We start from the raw sequence: 17238 nt of genomic DNA, 5'->3' as shown, positions 1-17238 counted from the left end.
GGAATCATGCCGTCAGCAAGATTCTCGGCATTCATCGCGACGATGGCGGCCGTGGTGATCGGCACAGCCACGGCGCTGGTGGGATCGGCCGCCGCCGCGCCCGCCGCCGCATCCGGTGGCATCAAGGTCGCCTACTACGACCAATGGTCGCTCTACGAGAACGCCTTCTATCTGAAAAACGTGGACTCCGAAGGCATCGCGGACAAACTCGACTACCTCATCTACGACTTCGAGAACATCGACCCGGTCAACCTGACCTGCTTCGAGGCGAACAAGGCCGCGGATCAGAACGACAACAATCCGAATGCCGGCGACGGTGCGGGTGACTCCTATGCCGACTACGGCAAGAGTTTCGACGCTTCGACCAGCGTCGACGGTTCCGCCGATGCCTGGAACGACCCGATCGTGGGGAACTTCAAGCAGCTCAAGGAATTGAAGGCGAAGCATCCGAATCTCAAAGTCCTGCTGTCCCTGGGCGGCTGGACCTATTCGAAGTACTTCTCCGATGTCGCGGCGAGCGATCCGGCCCGCAAGAAGTTCGTCTCCTCGTGCGTCGATATGTTCCTGAAGGGAAATCTGCCCTCGCAGAACGGATTCGGTGGCGCCGGCACCGGCGCGGGCATCTTCGACGGGTTCGATCTGGATTGGGAGTACCCCGGCGGTGGCGGCCACACCGGTAACCACGCGGCCCCCGCGGACAAGGCGAACTTCACGGCACTTGCCTCCGAGTTCCGCACCGAGCTGGACGCCCAGGGCACGGCCGACAACAAGCACTACGCATTGACCGCCGCGCTGGCCGCCGGTCAGGACAAGATCGTCAACTACGAGACCAACAACCTGGGCCAGTACCTCGATTTCGGCGACCTCATGTCGTACGACATGCACGGCGGCTGGGAAGCGACCGGCCCGACCAACTTCCAGGACCCCCTCTACAGCCGCCCCGACGATCCGATGACCCCGATCCCGCCCGGGACGGCGAAGTACAACACCGACGAGGCGGTCACCGCCTGGACCACCGGCGACAGTTCCTACAACATTCCCGGCGGATTCCCCGCAAACAAACTGACCCTGGGTTTCCCGTTCTACTACCGCGGCTGGACCGGCGTGCCGGCGGGCAGTAACAACGGCCTCTTCCAAACCGCCTCCGGCCCGGCGCCCGGCGCTCCGCTATCCGGCAACGTCCCCGGAATCCGGATGTACAAAGAACTTTCGGGGGTGGTGGACAACCCCGCCGACACCTTCTACGACCCCACCGCCCAAGCCGCCTACTTCTACGACGGCACCAATTGGTGGGCAGGCGATTCCACCCAATCCGTCCAGGCCAAGTCCGATTACCTGCACTGTCACGGCCTGGCCGGCGCCATGATGTACTCCCTGGAAAACTTGGACCCGGCGACAACGCTTCTGAACAATGTCGTCACCGACGTCAACGGGGCTCCGAGCGGCTGCCCCTCGCACTGAGCAAGGATCGATATGGGCGGGCCTCCCACCGGAGGCCCGCCCATACGCTGTCCGCCGGTCACTACGCGATTGTCCGGATTGTCGCTACCGGCGCCGGGCGCGCGGTGTACCGTCCGTACGGACGAGTCTTCAGCTACTGCTAGGCGAACCTGCTACTTCTTCGAACCGATTCGAAGTCGAGGACCGGTTCTCGAACAGGGAGAAGGCTTCGATGTCCGAGTCGCTGACAGGCAAGATCTTTCGAGCCTCCGCCGCCGTGGCAGCCACCACCGCGTTCCTGACGGTGGGCATCGGCCCGGCCGCCGCCGAGCCCGGCCCCGACGGCCACATGTACGGCGCATACGCCGTCTCGGCCCTACAGGGCGGCAGATACCGGATCGGCGCCGGCTGGAACTACCCGGACCAGGGCAGCGCCGACGACCGGGCCCGCACCGAATGCGCAGACGACACCTGCGCGGTAGCCCTTCGCTTCATGGACGGCTGCGGCGCAATAGCCTTCCGCGGCAACCAGTTCGCCGGCGCCCCCGGCGCCACCCCCGACGAAGCCTCCCGCAACGCGATAAACGCCGTAGGCCCACCCTGGCCCTCCTCCCTCAGCGCCGACGCCACCGACCCGGCCCAAGTGGTCGGCCCGGACTGCAACGGCCGCTGAGTCCGAGTGGCAGCATTGATCGATGGATGATGTCGAGTTGGCGGAAGAGGTGGGCACGGTGCCGGCGGAGCGGCCTTCGGGCCGGTGGCATCGGGTGCGGGCGGCGTGGCGGAAGCAGCTCGATCCGGGAGAGCAGTCGGCGGTGTGGGCGTGGACGGCGTTCACGCTCACCTTCGTGGGGGTGCGGTGCCTGACGCATTGGATCAGGGCGGGACATGGGCCGAAGAGCGGGGGAATGTCGCTCGGCGGGCACCATTTTCATCATTACAACATCGGGATCGCGACGCTCGGGACGATCGGTTCGATCGCCGTGCGGGGGACCGAGGCGCAGCGCAGGCATCCGGCGGTGGCGCTCGGTTACGGCGTCGGGTCCGCGTTGATCGTCGATGAATTGGCCTTGCTGCTGGATCTGCAGGATGTGTATTGGGCTAAGCAGGGGCGTACCAGTGTCGATGCCGCGGTGACGATCATCGGGCTCGGTGGCGTGGCGTTCGCGGGTCTGGAGTTCTGGCCGGATGCGGCGAAGGAATTGCGCCGGATCTGATTCGGGGCGGGCTTGGCGTAGTACGGGGCCGATGTGTCGTATTGTCGGCAGCTATGCGCCAGCATTCTGCGGTCCGGGTACCGGAGGCGGCGATCACCGGTGCGCTGATTGTGGTTGCGGCACTGGATGTCTGGATTCTGCGCGGCCAGATGTCGCGGACCGCGGTCGTCTTGTCGGGGCTCGGGCTGCTGTGTTCGCTGGCCGCGCGGCGGTTTCCGGTCGCGGTGTTCGTCTGCAATCTGCCCGCGGTGGCGATCGGATTGTCGCCATTGGTGCCGGCGATCGCCGCCTATCACGTGGGCCGGTATACGAAGCGGCCGCGGGTGGTCGCGGCCTGCTTGTGCGGCGCGTTGGCGATTCTGATCTGGCGGTCGCTGGATACCGAAACCCTGCTCTGGCGGCATTTCCCGGTCGATCCGGACGGGCGTCCGGAGCTGCTGTTCAGCGATCTGATGCTGGATCTCATGTTCGCGGCGGCGCCGATCCTGCTGGGCCGGCTGGTCGCGTCGCGGATCGAGGTGCAGGAGCGGCTGGCCGAGATCGTGCGCGGGCGGGCGGAGCGCGAGGAACTGCATACGCAGGCCGCGCTGGCCCGGGACCGTGCGCAGCTGGCCCGCGAGATGCACGATGTGGTGTCCCATCAGGTGAGCCTGATCGCGGTGCAGGCGGGTGCGCTGGAGATGAATGCCCCCGATGCGCAGACCGAGCGGACCGCGGCCACCGTTCGTGAACTGAGCCGCAAGACCCTCGATGAACTCCGCTACATGGTGACGGTGCTGCGGGCCTCCGGTACCGCGGCGAGCGGCCTGGCGCCGCAGCCGACCGTCACCCGGCTGCCCGCCTTGATCCGGGACAGCGGGCTCGACGTGTCGATCCGCGGGGAGCTGCCGCCGGACCTGCCCGCCGCCGAGCAGCGCGCGATCTACCGCACCGTTCAGGAAGGTCTCACCAATGTGCGCAAGTACGCGCCGGACGCGAGGGTGACGGTGGAGTTCGGCAGTGACCGGACGGAAGTCATTGTGGCAGTGCTCAATACGCCCGGCAGTGGCGGCGCATCGGGGCTGCCGAGCGGCGGTCACGGCCTGCGCGGGCTCCGGGAGCGGGCGGAACTGCTCGAGGGCACCTTGACCGCCGGGCCGCGCGCCGACGGCGGGTTCGGCCTCGAATTGCGGCTGCCCCGGGTGGCCGCGCCCGCCTCATGAGGCGTCGATGATCCCGGCCCGCTGGGCGATGAGGGCCGCCTCGACCCGGCTGCCGACCTCCAGTTTCGCGAGTATCGCGCTGATGTCGTCCTTGACCGTGCCCACGCTGATGTGCACGGATTCGGCGATCTCGGGGTTGGACCGGCCGCGCGCGGCCAGCACCAGTACCTGCCGCTCCCGTTCGGTCAGCTGCGCGACCGCGTCGACCGCCCGCGCATCGGCGCCGGAGGCGGCGAACCCGGTGATCACCGAGCGCGCCACCCGGGGGGAGAGCACGACCCCGCCCGCGGCCAGGGTTTTGACCAGGGTGGCCAGCTGCCGCGGATCGGTGTCCTTGAGCAGGAACCCGGCCGCGCCGAGTTGCAGGGCCTGCATGACGTATTCGTCGGAGTCGAATGTCGTCAGGATGGCGACGATGGGCGGCTGCTCCCGCCGCCGAATTTCGCGCAGAATCGTGAGCCCGTCGATTTGCGGCATCCGAATATCGAGCAGTACGACATCGGGCCGGTGCCGGTCTATTTCCGTGAGCGCGGACACATCGTCCGCCGTGGCGACCACTTCGATATCGGGATCCTTGTGCAGGATCAGTTCGAAGCCGGACCGCACCAGCGCCTCGTCGTCGATCACGATTATTCGGATCATGATCGATAAGGGTAGCGTCGTGCCGCACCGGGACACCCTGAACCTTGGGTCATGATCACCGGCTTGCATTTCCGTAGGCTGATGGTTTGTGGATCAGGTGAGGGGTTTGGAGATACGTTCGAGGGCAACGCTTTTCATGCTTTCGGTGAGCGCGATAGCGGCGTTGATACTGGTTTTCGCGACGGTCGATCCGTGGCTGGACAAGGCCGGCTTCCTGGCCGGTGGGCTGGATGTGCACATCTACCGGGACGGTGCTTCGCGAATTCTGCACGGGCGCGCGCTGTATACCGAGCCGACGCTGGCGGGATTGCTGTACACCTACACGCCGTTCTCGGCCATTGCGTTCGTCCCGGCCCTGGTGGTTCCCGCGGCGTGGCTGACCGATGTGTGGATGCTGGTGAATCTGGGTGTGCTCTATGCCTGTGTGCTGCAGTCGTGGCGGATGCTCGGCTATCGGGTGACCGCCCGGCTGGCGGGTGCGGCCGGGTTGCTCGCGTTGTCGTGTGTCTTTCTGGAGCCGGTGCGGACCACCCTGTTCTACGGGCAGATCAATCTGGTGCTGATGCTGCTGGTGCTGTGGGATTTCGGGCGGGCCCGCGACAGCACGCTGCGCGGCTTCGGGGTGGGGATCGCGGCGGGGATCAAACTGGTGCCCGGCTATTTCATCGTGCAATATCTGGCCCTGCGGCAATGGCGTTCGGCGGGCACGGCGGCGGCGGTGCTGTGCGCCACCATCGCACTGGCCTGGATAGCGCTGCCCGATGATTCGCGGCAGTACTGGTTCTCCACGTTCTTCGACTCCGAGCGCATCGCGGATGACAACGCGCCGGCCAACCAATCGATTCGTGGCGCGATCGCGCATCTGCTGGGCGGCCCGGCCCCGCTCGGGCTCTGGCTCGTGGTGGCGGGTGCGGTCGCCGCGGGGAGCCTGGCGCTCACCGTCACGCTGTACCGTCGCGGCGAACGGCTGCTGGCCGTGACCGTGGCGGGCCTGACGTCCTGCGCCGTGTCGCCGTTCTCGTGGGGTCATCACTGGGTGTGGTTCGTTCCGCTGATCGTGCATTTCGTGCATCGGGCGCAAACACGGTCGCACTGGTGGATCGCGGTCGTGGGCATGGTCGTCGCGACGGGGGCGTGGGCGTACCGATGGAACGACGACTACGCCTCGGTCGGTGTCTTCCTGCTGCCGAAACCCTGGCACACCGAACCGATCCTGGAGAACGCCTACATCATCGTCTATGCCCTGGCGCTGGCGTACGCGGCGACCGTGGCCCGTGAGTTCCCGGCGGTGTTGCCGCGTTCGAGGGACCGTGCCAGCCTGGTGTGAGGTGCACCCGAGGAGGCAGCCGTGAAACAGTGGGCCGAGCTCGTTCCCTTGCGGGTTGCGGTCGAGTGCGCGGCGGGGCGGGCGGTCGATATCCGGTGGGCGCCCGATTCCGGCGCACACAAGAAGTTCGAGTATGCGCGGGTGTTCCTGGTGGTTCCGGGGGTGGAGCCGCGACGCGTCTATCTGGATCTCGTGGACGGAAGAGCTTGGGCGGCAATGGAATTGCCCAGCGGGCTGGCCGATGGTGAGTACGCCATCGATGTGGACGCCTACGGGAGCGCCAGCTGGGGTGACGGGCGGTTGGAGGGCCGCGGGCGCAGCGCGCCGTTCACGCTGGGCGCGCATGCGGCCGGCGAAATCGCCGGGGGCTGAACGAGGTCGATCTTTTGGGGCGACGGCGCACCTGCCGCGCGTTATGCTGCACGGCGACCGCCGCGCCCCTGTGCGCGTGGCGGTTTCGTGGGGAGACGCGGCTGCGGGTGGGCCGCACAAGAGAAAGGCCAAAACAGGATATGCGTGGCGTAGCTGTGCGAGGGGCGCAGGAGCGCTGTCACGGATCCCGGGGTGGATGGCTCAAACGAACGCTGGTCGGCGTCGTCGTGGCCGCGGTGCTGCCGTTCGGGGCGACGGTGGTGGCGGGTCCGGCGGCGGCGGATGTCGATCCGGCAGGCTTCGACTTCTGGGTCGATTCCAGCATGGGGTCGATCAAATCGCGGATCTTCCGGGCGGCGGACGGCAATACCGATCGAGTCGTCTATCTGCTGGATGGTGAACGCGCCCAGGATGATTACAACGGCTGGGAATTGCACACCAGCATTCCGGCGGCGCTGACCAAGTTCAATATCAATGTGGTGCTGCCGGTCGGCGGCGAGTCCAGCTTCTACGCGGACTGGGATCAGCCGAGCAGCTTCGGCGGCAGTAATCCGGATCCGTCATTGCTGCCCAGTCAGAACTCCGGGTCGGCGGTCGCCGGGTGGGACGAGAAGTCGGGCAAGACGTACACCTATGCGTGGGAATCCTTCCTGACCCAGAATCTGCGTGACGCGCTGCGAGATCGCCTGGGCTTCAGCGATTCCCGCAATGGCGTGTTCGGCCTGTCGAGTGGCGGCAGCGCCGCACTGCTGATGGCGGCCTACCATCCGGACCAGTTCGATTACGCGGGTTCGCTGTCCGGCTACCTGTACATGTCGGCGCCGGGGATGCGGGAAGCCTTGCGCATGGCCATGCTCGCGGCCGGCGGCTACAACATCGATTCGATGGCGGCGGCCGACAGCGACAAGTGGCGGCGGATGGACCCGTACGGTTTCGCGCCGCAACTGGTCGCCAACCACACCCGCCTCTACATCGCGGCGGGCAGTGCGATTCCGGCGCAACAGGATCTGTCCTCGGCGGACGCGGTGATCCAGGGCATGCCGCTGGAGGGGATCGCGCTGGCCAATACCAAGGCCTTCCAGTCACGCCTGCAGGCGCTGGGCGATGACAATGTCACCTACGACTTCCCGAGCATCGGCGTGCACAACTGGGGTAACTGGGAGCAGGTGGCCAACCGCATGCTGCCCGATCTGGCCCAGCACATCGGCAAGCCGCTGCCGCCCGGCGCGCAACCGCCGGGCGGGCAGCAGCCGCCGGGCGGGGGCCAGCCCCCTGCCGGTGGACAGCCGCCGCAGAACTGACCTACTTGACCTTGATCGGTCCGTCTCCGGCCCAGCCCCAGCGGTTTTCGGCACGCACGGTGAGTTGCGCTGCCGGGGCATCCACGGCCGGGGTGAGGCGTTGTAGCTCGCCCCAGTCGCGGGTCCAATCGTGGTCGAGGTAGGCGGGGACGGTGTGCGGCTGGAGGAGCATGTTCATCCAGCCGAGCGGACCGCCATCGGCCTCGTCCTGCCAGGTCGCCGAGGCCTGAGCGTTCAGTTTGTCGGGGAGGATCCGCCAGCTGGGGAGCTGGGCGACGCCGTCCTTGTGATCGAGCGGATGCTGGCACGGGAAGGCCAGGCCCACTTGGAAATCGGTGAGCACCGGGTCCTGGTCGCCGACCACCGTGTTGAGCGTGGCCAGCCGAGGCAGACGGGGCGGGACCACTGCCAGCCACTGCTTGGCCGTGAGGCCAGCCGTGTCGGCGACGAGGCGAATCGCATTGGTCTGCACGGGAATCCGATCCAGTGGGATCGGCAAATTCCGCCAGGCCGGGGCGCCACCGACGGTCGGCGGGGTCAGATCGCCGAGTGACTGGACGGTGCCGTCATCGCCGCGGTGGGCGAACTCGATCCGCAACCGATCGCCGGAGCTGTCCGGGTCATTGTCGCCGGCGAGGCGTCCGGCCACCGTCAGCAGGAGCAGTCGATAGGCGGAATCCTTTTGTGCGGCAGCCAGATCCAGCCGATACCACTGGGTGGTGAGATGGGCGGGCTGCAGGTCACCCGTCGTGGAGCTGCCCAGGATCGGGGTGCGTTTCGCGTCCAGGCCGAATGGCAGCATCGCGGTGCTGCCATTGATCCCCGGCTCGGGTTTGGCATTGCCGCCCGGTCCGCCCGGATCGCCGCCGGGCGGGGGACCGGAGTTCTGCTGATCGCCACCACCTCCCGCCCCTCCCGCACCGCCGCCGGGCCCGCCCGCGTCCGGCGCGAGGCTGCCCACGCCATTGGCGGTGAATCCGGTGTTCTCCGCGGCGAGGCCGTCGGCTGCCGTCCCGGTGTAGGGCTGCAGCATCGAATCCGCCGTATTCGTCTCCACCAGAACGTCATCCGCCAACGCGCACGGATGTCCGTTCAGCGTGCGGATATTCGACAAGGCCACCGAGTACGCCGGGTATTGCGCGTAGGCGGCTTGCGCCATCGACCCCACTTCGAACACTACGAGCAGCGCCGCGGCAAGGGTCAGCGGCCGAATCGCGAATCGATCGAAAGGCCCTGTCGCCGTAGTGTTCCGGCGCTTCAGGTAGGGCTCGCGATAGTACTGCCACACGGCGGCCAGCAGACACAGCGCCGCCAGCGCCAGGAACAAGGTGGCGACACTCTTTCCGGCCAGCAGCGGTGCGCGGTCGGGCCAGGCCATTCCGTACCCGGAGACATACCACCACCCGCCCGACCCGGCGAAGCAGACGCCCAGCAGGAACAGCACCGCCGCCGCGAACAGTGACCGGTGGTAGCGGGCGCGAATCCCATTGCCGCCCACCGCGACCGCGGTCACGGCGGCCAGCGCGCCGGCCAGTCCGGCGTACACGCCGAAGTGGTGGGTCCATTTGGTCGGTGTGAACATCATGAGCAGCAGCGACATGAACACTATTCCGAGCACCCGGGCGACCGGTCCCCGGGCGGTATCGGGAATCCGCCCGCCCTTGCGCAGGGCCACCAGTACGCAAGCGCCCAGGCACAGCAGCATGCCGAGCACCCCGAACCGCCTGGTCAGTGACCCGTCCGGGGTCATGCCCAGGAGCGATTCCCAGCGCTGGGCCTCGTCGTACCATTGCAGATCGGGGCCGATCAGCTGCCGCACCCGCGTCGCCTCCAGCTCCGCCGCGAGGGTCTGATCGGCGAATACGACGACCAGCACGAGGACGCCCGCGGCCAGGATGGGTGCGGCCATCGCGCTGTAGCTCAACCAGTTTCGCCCCGGATAGCGCTGCGCGCGGCTGATCGCGGTCCGCAGGATGGTCCGCGATCCGGCAATGAGCGCGGCCACGCAGATGAGCCCGCTCGGCCCGGCCGCGAGTGAGAACGCGGCAATGAGCACCGCGACGGCCGCGGGCAGCAATCGCCGGGTGGCGATGGCGCGCTCGATCGAACACCAGGTGAGCAGCGCGCCCAAGGCGATGAACGGTTCCGGCCGCAGGCCATTGTCGTAGGGCAGCCAGAACGCCAGGAACACCAGCGCCGCGGTCCACCGCGCCACGCCGCCGGCCCGCACCCGGGCCCCCAGGCGCGGCAATACTTCCCGGCTGATCACCCACCAGCACAGCACCGCGCAGAGCAGCGCCGGCAGCCGCATCCACAGGCTCGCGTCACTGACCCGCGTCATCTGCGCGAGGATGTCGTCCGGCCACCCGAAGGGCGCTTCCGCGACGCCGAACCACCGGTAGTAGTTGGCGATATAGCCCGCATGCCGCGACACCCGCGCCATGGTGAGGATGTACCCGTCATCGGAGGTATTGGCGCCGATCACATGCCAGACCCCGAGCGTGAGCAGCACGATCGCATCGGTGAAGGTGAACCGCCACCACCGTGCGGGCAGGAACCGCCGCGATCGGCGTCCATCGGTGGTGTCGAGCAGATGCAGGCAGATCAACGCCACCAGTGTGCACAGCACCGCCGCGATAATCGCAGCCAGCTTCAGCGCACTCGGACTGGACGAGAACCGTGCGTCCACCTCGGCGTGCAACTGCGCATTCCCGAGCTTCCCGCGATCCAAATCGGTATAGATACCGACGATTTGCGGTCGCACATCCTTGTTCACCACGGTCCGGAACGGCGTCCCGTCCGGCCGGCTCATACCGGTCAGCTCGGCGGTGGTGGAGTCGGCTGTCGAATGTATGACCAGCGCATCACACGCCGCGGTCCCCCTGGAATCCGCGGCCGGCGCCGAACCATCGCCGGACGGCGGAAGCGCGCCGGGTGGCGGCGTGCTGCCCGGTGGTGGTGTGGCTCCCGGCGGGGGAGTAGTGCCCGGCGGCGGCGTACTGCCCTGCGGCGGTGTGGTTCCGGGCGGCGGCGTCGTGTCGGGCTGCGGGGTGGTTCCGCCGGGAGACAGGTCCTTGCTGGGTTTGGTGCCGATGGCGGGGCCCGGGGCCCGGCCGGGGAAGGTGCTGAGGCCGGTGGCGGATATTGTTCCGGCGCCGGTTATTTCGGTGAGCGACGCGGTGAGCAGCGGCGTATTGCGCAGCAGGACCGACAGGGTGCGGCCGGTATCGGGTTTGTTGTCGATGCGGGCGATCAGGCCTTGGTCGGCGGCGCCCGGCGCGTGGGCGGGAACCGTGGCGATCACGGTGCCGGTCTGCAGGTCGCGGAGGGCCGTGCAGGGAATGCTCAGCTCGAGGCCGAGGGGTGCGTAGTCGACCAGCGGGGCCGTGAGCTGGAGCGACTGCGGCTGCGGCCAATCGAGGCTCGCCCTGTCCTGCCGGACCGGCAGTAGCGGCGTTGCTATTGCCAGCAGGCAGCCGAGCACTCCGGAAAGGAGTGCGAGCAGCCGTAGTCGGAAAATTCCCCCAGAATTTTGACGCACGAACGCGATGCTATCCACCGGCGTCCGGAAAATTCGCGCGAAATATGCTTACTCGCACGGTATTCGCCGCGCTGCGCGCTATTACCGCAGGTCGAGAATGCGGCCGACCGATTCGGTCAAGGCCCGGGCGGGGTCGGCGGGCAGTTCGGGGGCACGCCAGGCGATGATCTGATCCGGTCGGAGCAGGATCGCGCCGGTGGTTTCGACACCGGCCGTCGCACACCATTTCTCGTCCAGCCGGTAATGCTCCAGCGTGGGTCGCACCTGTTCGGCGGCGGCCTGCCACGCCTCGCCGTCCGGTCCGGTGAGCAGGACGAGGTTCGTGCCGACGAGGTCGAGGGTGGAGCGGCCGTCCGCGAGCCGGTAGTGCGGTACCCGCGTTCCGGGCTGTCCCGCCAGATCCAGTCGCGCCATGGTGTGCGAACTTCCGTCGTCGATGACCGCACCCTGCTCGTAGCGCTGCCCGAGGATGAGCGAGATGGGGTCGGCGAGCGGTGTGCCGTCGGTCGACTGCTGGTTCATCGTCCGCAGATTCCCCATACGGATGCTGGACTGGTCGGCGACATACCAGCCGAGGGCATGCCGTTCGCTGTGATAGCTGTCGAGCAGGCCCGGCCCGCCCGTCCCGCGCAGGGCCATGGCCAGTTTCCACGCCAGATTGTGCACATCCCCGATGCCGGTGTTGGCTCCCGCGGCGGCGTACGGCGTCATGACGTGCGCGGCATCACCGGCCAGGAACACCCGCCCGGCCCGGTAGCTGTCGGCCACGAACATGCCCGGCTCCCAGGGCATTACGCTCAACACCTCGACCTCGATATCGGGCACGCCGATGGCGATGCGCAGCGCGTCCGCCCATTCCCCGATGGTGCGGTCGAAGCCGTCGCGCGCCATGAAGATCCACCGCTCGGCGCCGTCGATGGATGCGAAACCGCCTGGCACGCTGGAGTTCTCGATCTGACACAGATTGAATTCCCGCCCGCGCACCAGCTCCGCCAGGTCGGCGCGAAAGTACACATTGACCGCCTGCCCGAGCGTGCCCCGTCCGCTGCGCTCGATCCCGAGCCGCTGCCGCACGGGACTGCCGGCCCCGTCCGCCGCGATCAGATAGTCCGCCCGCAGCAGTTCGGTGCTGCCGTCCGCGCGGCGCAGCGTGGCTTCGATGCCGTCGGCGTCTTCCTCGAATTCGGTGAGTTCGACGCTGAATCGGATATCGCAGCCGCGGTCCTCGGCGATCCGCCGCAGCACCGGTTCGAGCAGATCCTGCGCGCACAGGCAGGCCGTCGCGGGCGTGATGGAGTCCCAGTCGGGCAAGCCGCCGGGTAGCGCGTGCGGCAGCCGGGTGGCCTCGGCGAGGCTGGGCCCGGCCGCCATGAACTGGTAGTCGGCGAGGTCGCGGGCCGCGTCCAGGACGGCGTCGAAGATGCCGATCTGCTGGAACAGCTCCATGGTCCGGATATTGATGCGCCGCGCTTTGGGTTGGGGTGAGGTGGTGTGCCGGCGTTCGACGAGCACCGTCCGCACGCCCTGGTGCTGCAGGAACAGAGCCGCGCTGAGCCCGGCCAAGCCGCCGCCGACGATGAGAACGCGATGTGCGTGTACGTTGTACATCATGTGTACGTTGTACACGCATGCTTGAATCCTTGGCAAGGAGGTGCACATGGATGAGGCATCGCGTAGCGATTCGATGAGGGGTGGCGGTCAGGCGGCGGGTGGGCCAGAGGACGCATCGGCGCCGGGACCGCTCATCTGGTCGCTGCCCGAACCGCCGGGCCGGCCCACGACGACGCTGAGCCGCGGCGGCATCCTGGCCGCCGCCATGACGATCGCCGACGCGGAGGGTGCCCGAGCCCTCACCATGCGGCGGGTGGCCACCGCGGTCGGCGCGTCCACCCCCATGTCGCTGTACCGCTACGTCGGCAGCAAGGACGGCCTCGTCGACCTGATGATCGACGCCGTCTACGGGGAGATACCACTACCCGAACGCGCCACCGCCGGGCGAAAGACGCCGGGCCACTGGCGGACCGAGCTCGAACAGCTATCGCTGTCCTCCTGGGCGGTGATCCAGCGGCACCTCTGGTTCGGCGAACTGATCCACACCCGCCCGCCGTTCGGCCCGAATGCACTGCGCTACTTCGATTTCCGCTTCGCCCTGCTGGAGGGCCTGCAGCTGTCCGCCGATGACATGACGATGGTCACCGGCGCGGTCGACGGCCACCTGTTCGGCGCCGCGCTGCAATTGGCCGAGGAGCTCCGCATGCGCGCCCGCTCGGGTCTGTACACCGAGGAGCAATTGGGTGCGGCGGCCGCGCCCGTCCTGGAAACCCTGCTCGCGGGCGACCGCTATCCGGCCTTCGCGCGCTGGTTGCAGGCGCGCACGCTGACGGGCTCCACCGACCCCATCGCGTGGACTCTGGCCTGCCTGCTGGACGGCATCGCCGACCGCCTCGGTTTGCCCAAGAGTTAGCCGCGATCACCCGCCCGCCCGACCGTTCCGGCGTGTTTCACCGCGCGGCGCGCGCAGCCACCGCAAATGGCCGGAGACCAGGTCGCTTGCTGTGCAGACTGTTTGAGACGGGTGCGTGCGGGTAGTCGGATCCAGAGGCGGACTGGGAGTCGGGATGGCGGAGGTGACCGGCGGTGCCGGTGTGATGCGGACACTGATTCCGGCGCGGATCGATCGCTTGCCGTGGTCGGCTTTTCATACCCGGCTGGTGGTGGCGCTCGGGGTGGCGTGGGTGCTGGACGGCTTGGAGATCACCGTCGCCAGCGCCGTCGCGGATACGCTGACCAAACCGGAGACGCTGCACATGTCCTCGGCCGCGGTCGGTTTCATCGCGACCATCTACCTGATGGGTGAGGTGGTCGGGGCGCTGGTGTTCGGCAATCTGTCCGACCGGCTCGGGCGCCGCAAGCTGTTCCTGGTCACACTGGGCATCTATCTGGTCGGCAGCGGTTTGACCGCGCTGACCCTCGGTAGTGGCGCGGGCTGGGTGGCGTTCCTGTATCTGACGCGGTTCATCGCGGGCATGGGTATCGGCGGGGAATACGCGGCGATCAATTCCGCCATCGACGAACTGATTCCGGCGAAGTATCGCGGCCGGGTCGATATCGCGGTGAACGGAACCTATTGGGCCGGTGCGATCATCGGCACGCTGGGCACCTACATTCTGCTCAACCATATGAGCCTGTCGCTGGGCTGGCGGCTGGGTTTCCTGATCGGGCCGGTGCTGGGTCTGGTGATTCTGCTGGTGCGGCGCAATCTTCCGGAGAGTCCGCGCTGGCAGATCATGCACGGCCGGGCCGCGGAGGCCGAGCGGTCCATCACGGCCATCGAGCACGAGGTGCAGGCGAGCGGGGTCGAACTGCCGCCGGTGGATCGCAGCCGCGCCATGGTGATCCGGCCCGCCGAGAACATCGGCTATCTGGCCTTGCTGCGCGTGCTGTTCCGCGAATACCCGTCGCGGTCGATACTGGGCGCGAGTCTCATGATCAGCCAGTCGTTCCTCTACAACGCGATCTTCTTCACCTACACGCTGGTGCTGGGTAAGTTCTACGGGGTGCCGTCGGCGTCCACGCCGATCTATCTGATCGCCTTCGCGGTGGGAAACCTGGTGGGCCCCTTGGCCATCGGGCATCTGTTCGACACCATCGGGCGGCGCACCATGATCTCGGGCACCTACATCCTGTCCGGGGTGCTGCTCACGATTTCGGCGGGACTGTTCTACGCGGGCGTCCTGAACGCCATCACCCAGACCGCCTGCTGGTGCGTGATATTCTTCTTCGCCTCCGCCGGCGCGAGCTCGGCTTACCTCACGGTGAGCGAGATCTTCCCCCTGGAGGTCCGCGCGAAGGCGATCGCCGTATTCTTCGCCATCGCACAGTGTTTCGGTTCCCTCGGCCCGACCATCTACGGCGCGCTCATCGGCGACGGCACCCATCCGGCCCGCTTGTTCGTGGGCTATCTGCTCGGCGCGGCCGTCATGATCATCGGCGGCGTCATCGCCCGCCTGCTCGCGGTCGACGCGGAGGGCAAATCCCTGGAGGACATCGCCCTGCCGCTCTCGGCCGCCCCGAGTCTCAGTTAGCGATCGACCGCATCCAATCGATGACTTGGGCCTGGTACGCCTTGGTGTCGCGGGCGAGATTGATCGAGTGGCCGCTGTTCGGCACGATGAAGGTGCGCAGGCGGGCGGCGGGGGCGAAGTAGGGCGCCTCGGCGGCGTACAGGGTTCCGGCGTCGGCGCAGGCGGAAAAGCCTGCGCCGCAGGTCAATCGGTCGTGGTCGCCGTCCACGACCATGACGGGCACGTCGATGAGGCTCGACTCGCCCGGGAGGGTGGCCAGCAGGCCGTCCGGGTACTCGGTGAGGGAGAAGGTCTCCTTGGTCGCCTCGTCGAGGGCGACGACATTCGGGTCGGCGTGGCCCGGGTCGAAGAAGTCGCCTCGGTGTCGGTCGGCCGATCCGGCAGGCACAAGGTGCCGGCGATGGTGCCCTGACACGAAGATTCGTAACGGTCGCATTGTCCAGACCATTTGCGATCTACGATGCGATGCGCGCGATGCTGGGTGGCGGCGCGGGCCCGCTCCTGGTGTATCTGGCCAATTCGATTGCCCGGCAATGGCCTTCGGATCGGCCGCTGGAGTACATCCACGGCCCGCTCGCGGCCGGGGACACTCAGGGCTTCCGGCCGACGGCCCCCGGCACCACCAGTCGGGTCTCGGGTAACGGGTCGCCCCCGGTGAATCGCGTCTCGGGTGATTGGTTGTTCACCAGTCAGTTCTGCACGATGCTCACGCCGGGTTCCACGATGTCCCTGATCGTTGCGTCGATCGTAATCCGGGATCGTGGGCTCCCGCGCGGACTTGGGTGAGTCTCTCGCTACCTATTCGAGTCCGAGGGCCTGGGCTACCAGGTCGTAGAAGACCCAGACTCCACCTATCTGATAGGCGTCCGGGGTTTCCGTCCCGCCCAGGAAGGGGTAGGGCGTGGCGATGTAGACCTCGTTCTCGGCGAGCGGGCCGAGGCGGCGGCGGATCTCGGAAACATGTTGCGGCTGCAGGACATACGTCATGACGTCCGGTTCGAAGAGGACGCGGTCGACGAATTGGGTGACTTCGGTGAAAGGCCCGTATTTCTTGACGCCGGGGCTGTACGGGTCGAGGACGCCGTATTCGCCGGTGCGGGTGCTCATCAGGAAGGCGTGACCGAGATCCGAATAGCCGACCACCGTGTCGAACTGCGGGTAGTGCTCCGCCCAGGCGGGCATGACCCGGTCGATGCGCTGGGATTCGATCAATCGGAAAGGAACACTGGTCACCGCGCTATCCAACCAGACCGATCGGTGGGGGTGGACGGCCGCCGATGCTCGCGGTCAGCGCCGCCGCGGTCGCCCGCACCGCGGCGGCCAATTCGGGCCAGGTCTCGCCACATTCGACGGATTCATCCGATTCATCCGGGCAGTAATGCCGCAGCGTGATGCTCAACGCGGCGATCGGCCGCCCGCCGTGATCGAACACCGCCTCCGCGACGGTCGCGAAACCCGCGGTGACATAACCGTCTTCGACCGCCCAGCCACGCGCCGCCTCGGCCCGCAGGGTGCGGCGCAGCGCGCGCAGATCGCGCGGCCCGCGCCGGGTGCGCATCGGGAAGGCGGCCGGGCCCGGGAACAGCGCCCGCACATGCGCCGGCGCGAGATGCCGCAGCATGGCCCGGCCCGTCGCGGTCAGGTGCGCGGGCAGCCGCACCCCCACATCGGTGACGAGCGTCTGCGGCCGGGCCGGGCGCTGCTCGATCAGGTACAGCGATTCATTGCCGTGCAGGATCCCGAGGTGCCCGGTCCAGCCGACCGTGTCCACCAGGGTGCGCAGCAATGGCGCGGCCACCCGCTCCAGCGGATCGTGGCGCAGATACGCCGACCCCAGTTCGAAGGCTCCCACGCCCAGCCCGTAGCGCCGCTCGGCCGCCAGATAGGCCACGTATCCGGCCTGCTGTAACTCGTTGAGCAGCTGATATGTCGAGGATCGGGGTATGCCCAGCTCGCGGGCAATGGCCGCGGCGGGTACCGGACCCGGACGCTGCGCCAGCAGATCCAGGATCCGCAGGCCGCGCCGCAGGGCCGGAATGTCACCGCTCATACTGTCTGAAATACCAGACGAAACCCCGTCGCGGGTGCTCGATACCGGCGGTCCGAGGCGC

At 67.7% G+C, this 17238-nt stretch carries 16 protein-coding genes; 10 read left to right on the top strand and 6 right to left on the bottom strand.

Going from position 1 to position 17238, the window contains the following annotated elements:
• Window positions 1-6: 6 nt before the first annotated feature.
• The 4 genes from ACIP5Y_RS11335 (at window position 7) to ACIP5Y_RS11320 (ending at window position 3859) form a co-directional block, all read left to right on the top strand.
• Window positions 7-1461 carry a glycoside hydrolase family 18 protein gene (locus tag ACIP5Y_RS11335; RefSeq protein ID WP_400349665.1) on the top strand — a complete coding sequence of 485 codons (1455 nt, stop codon included), beginning with the start codon at window positions 7-9 and terminating at the stop codon, window positions 1459-1461.
• A 211-nt stretch (window positions 1462-1672) separates the two neighbouring features.
• Window positions 1673-2113, top strand: a complete 441-nt coding sequence (locus tag ACIP5Y_RS11330; RefSeq protein ID WP_400349664.1) for a DUF4189 domain-containing protein — start codon at window positions 1673-1675, stop codon at window positions 2111-2113.
• 22 nt (window positions 2114-2135) lie between these two features.
• Window positions 2136-2657, top strand: coding sequence for a hypothetical protein (locus ACIP5Y_RS11325; protein ID WP_400349663.1), 522 nt, complete (start codon window positions 2136-2138; stop codon window positions 2655-2657).
• A 53-nt stretch (window positions 2658-2710) separates the two neighbouring features.
• Window positions 2711-3859, top strand: a complete 1149-nt coding sequence (locus tag ACIP5Y_RS11320) for a sensor histidine kinase (protein ID WP_400349662.1) — start codon at window positions 2711-2713, stop codon at window positions 3857-3859.
• Here ACIP5Y_RS11320 and ACIP5Y_RS11315 read toward each other — a convergent pair.
• Window positions 3854-4501, bottom strand: a complete 648-nt coding sequence (locus tag ACIP5Y_RS11315; RefSeq protein ID WP_400349661.1) for a response regulator — start codon at window positions 4499-4501, stop codon at window positions 3854-3856. The two genes, ACIP5Y_RS11320 and ACIP5Y_RS11315, sit on opposite strands and share 6 nt — an antisense overlap.
• Window positions 4502-4646: 145 nt before the next feature.
• Here ACIP5Y_RS11315 and ACIP5Y_RS11310 point away from each other — a divergent pair, with 145 nt between their 5' ends.
• The 3 genes from ACIP5Y_RS11310 (at window position 4647) to ACIP5Y_RS11300 (ending at window position 7501) form a co-directional block, all read left to right on the top strand.
• Window positions 4647-5828 carry a glycosyltransferase 87 family protein gene (locus tag ACIP5Y_RS11310; protein ID WP_400349660.1) on the top strand — a complete coding sequence of 394 codons (1182 nt, stop codon included), beginning with the start codon at window positions 4647-4649 and terminating at the stop codon, window positions 5826-5828.
• Window positions 5829-5849: 21 nt separating this feature from the next.
• Complete coding sequence (locus tag ACIP5Y_RS11305) at window positions 5850-6200, top strand: hypothetical protein (RefSeq protein ID WP_400349659.1); 351 nt, start codon at window positions 5850-5852, stop codon at window positions 6198-6200.
• Window positions 6201-6340: 140 nt separating this feature from the next.
• Window positions 6341-7501: an alpha/beta hydrolase gene (locus ACIP5Y_RS11300; RefSeq protein WP_400349658.1), complete on the top strand. Its 1161-nt coding sequence runs from the start codon at window positions 6341-6343 to the stop codon at window positions 7499-7501.
• Between the two features lies 1 nt (window position 7502).
• On the opposite strand, the gene ACIP5Y_RS11295 is transcribed toward ACIP5Y_RS11300, so the two are convergent.
• Window positions 7503-11042: an arabinosyltransferase domain-containing protein gene (locus ACIP5Y_RS11295; RefSeq protein WP_400349657.1), complete on the bottom strand. Its 3540-nt coding sequence runs from the start codon at window positions 11040-11042 to the stop codon at window positions 7503-7505.
• 81 nt (window positions 11043-11123) lie between these two features.
• The gene (locus ACIP5Y_RS11290; protein WP_400349656.1) at window positions 11124-12653 is read right to left on the bottom strand and encodes an FAD-dependent monooxygenase; all 1530 of its coding nucleotides are present in this window, start codon (window positions 12651-12653) and stop codon (window positions 11124-11126) included.
• Window positions 12654-12699: 46 nt separating this feature from the next.
• On the opposite strand from ACIP5Y_RS11290, the gene ACIP5Y_RS11285 reads away from it, so the two are divergent.
• Both ACIP5Y_RS11285 and ACIP5Y_RS11280 read left to right on the top strand, forming a co-directional pair.
• Window positions 12700-13506, top strand: a complete 807-nt coding sequence (locus ACIP5Y_RS11285; RefSeq protein WP_400349655.1) for a TetR/AcrR family transcriptional regulator — start codon at window positions 12700-12702, stop codon at window positions 13504-13506.
• Between the two features lie 154 nt (window positions 13507-13660).
• Window positions 13661-15127, top strand: a complete 1467-nt coding sequence (locus tag ACIP5Y_RS11280; RefSeq protein ID WP_400349654.1) for an MFS transporter — start codon at window positions 13661-13663, stop codon at window positions 15125-15127.
• Here ACIP5Y_RS11280 and ACIP5Y_RS11275 read toward each other — a convergent pair.
• Window positions 15120-15515: a hypothetical protein gene (locus tag ACIP5Y_RS11275; RefSeq protein ID WP_400349653.1), complete on the bottom strand. Its 396-nt coding sequence runs from the start codon at window positions 15513-15515 to the stop codon at window positions 15120-15122. The genes ACIP5Y_RS11280 and ACIP5Y_RS11275 overlap by 8 nt on opposite strands.
• A 77-nt stretch (window positions 15516-15592) precedes the next feature.
• On the opposite strand from ACIP5Y_RS11275, the gene ACIP5Y_RS11270 reads away from it, so the two are divergent.
• The gene (locus ACIP5Y_RS11270; protein WP_400349652.1) at window positions 15593-15913 is read left to right on the top strand and encodes a hypothetical protein; all 321 of its coding nucleotides are present in this window, start codon (window positions 15593-15595) and stop codon (window positions 15911-15913) included.
• 12 nt (window positions 15914-15925) lie between these two features.
• Here the strand turns inward: ACIP5Y_RS11270 and ACIP5Y_RS11265 are convergent, their stop codons facing one another.
• Together ACIP5Y_RS11265 and ACIP5Y_RS11260 are read right to left on the bottom strand one after the other, a co-directional pair.
• Complete coding sequence (locus ACIP5Y_RS11265; RefSeq protein WP_400349651.1) at window positions 15926-16360, bottom strand: T6SS immunity protein Tdi1 domain-containing protein; 435 nt, start codon at window positions 16358-16360, stop codon at window positions 15926-15928.
• A gap of 4 nt (window positions 16361-16364) precedes the next feature.
• Entirely contained in the window at window positions 16365-17177 is an 813-nt protein-coding gene (locus tag ACIP5Y_RS11260; protein ID WP_400349650.1) for an IclR family transcriptional regulator, read from the bottom strand.
• Window positions 17178-17238: the final 61 nt, after the last annotated feature.

The sequence above is a fragment of the Nocardia sp. NPDC088792 genome, assembly GCF_044750615.1.
In the GTDB taxonomy this organism is placed as follows: domain Bacteria; phylum Actinomycetota; class Actinomycetes; order Mycobacteriales; family Mycobacteriaceae; genus Nocardia.
The sequence above is the reverse complement of the archived record's forward strand: the minus strand, read 5'-3'. Positions and strand labels throughout refer to the sequence as shown.